Source organism: Clostridioides sp. GD02367 (assembly GCF_045900275.1).
In the GTDB taxonomy this organism is placed as follows: domain Bacteria; phylum Bacillota; class Clostridia; order Peptostreptococcales; family Peptostreptococcaceae; genus Clostridioides; species Clostridioides difficile_A.
Genome location: NZ_JBJODK010000031.1, coordinates 1 through 795, shown reverse-complemented (window position 1 = coordinate 795; position 795 = coordinate 1). Strand labels below are relative to the sequence as shown.

Genomic DNA, 795 nt, shown 5'->3' with positions numbered 1-795 from the left:
TTGATATAGTTAGATGGTAGCGGTAATAGGAGTCGAACCTATGACCTTTCGGGTATGAACCGAACGCTCTAGCCAACTAAGCTATACCGCCGTATTTCTGGTGCCCAGAGGCGGAATCGAACCACCGACACGGGGATTTTCAGTCCCCTGCTCTACCGACTGAGCTATCTGGGCAAATGGTGGGCCTAGCTGGACTCGAACCAGCGACCTCACGCTTATCAGGCGTGCGCTCTAACCACCTGAGCTATAGGCCCTTTTCTTGGTCGAGGTGAAGGGACTCGAACCCCCGGCCCCATGGTCCCAAACCATGTGCGCTACCAAACTGCGCTACACCTCGAAATTTCATTTACTATTTTATACTACTCTAAAATCTATTTTTTTTCAAGTCCTTTTTAATTTGGCAGGGGTGGAGGGACTCGAACCCCCGGCGCACGGTTTTGGAGACCGACGCTCTACCAACTGAGCTACACCCCTATGAAGAATAATGGACCTTCAGGGACTCGAACCCCAGACCTACCGGTTATGAGCCGGGCGCTCTAACCAACTGAGCTAAAGGTCCAAGTTGGTCGAGGTGAAGGGACTCGAACCCCCGGCCCCATGGTCCCAAACCATGTGCGCTACCAAACTGCGCTACACCTCGTTTTTAAATGGCGGAGAAGGAGGGATTCGAACCCTCGCACCGGTTACCCAGCCTAATCCCTTAGCAGGGGATCCTCTTGAGCCACTTGAGTACTTCTCCAAATTTAAGTCCTATTTATTTACTTGGCGGAGAGGGTGGGATTCGAACCCACGGCC

General features: G+C 52.5%; 8 tRNA genes. All 8 read right to left on the bottom strand.

The annotated features are described in order from the left end of the window. Positions 1–14: 14 nt before the first annotated feature. Positions 15–91 (bottom strand) — tRNA-Met (locus tag Q3223_RS19455). Positions 92–98: 7 nt separating this feature from the next. Beyond that, positions 99–174: transfer RNA gene (locus tag Q3223_RS19450), tRNA-Phe, on the bottom strand. Between the two features lie 3 nt (positions 175–177). Further along, positions 178–254: transfer RNA gene (locus Q3223_RS19445), tRNA-Ile, on the bottom strand. Between the two features lie 6 nt (positions 255–260). Continuing rightward, positions 261–337: transfer RNA gene (locus Q3223_RS19440), tRNA-Pro, on the bottom strand. A gap of 61 nt (positions 338–398) precedes the next feature. Then, positions 399–474, bottom strand: a tRNA-Trp gene (locus Q3223_RS19435). 11 nt (positions 475–485) lie between these two features. Next, positions 486–559 (bottom strand) — tRNA-Ile (locus tag Q3223_RS19430). 4 nt (positions 560–563) lie between these two features. After that, positions 564–640: transfer RNA gene (locus Q3223_RS19425), tRNA-Pro, on the bottom strand. Positions 641–648: 8 nt separating this feature from the next. Further along, a tRNA-Ser gene (locus Q3223_RS19420) sits at positions 649–739 on the bottom strand. Between the last annotated feature and the right edge of the window lie 56 nt (positions 740–795).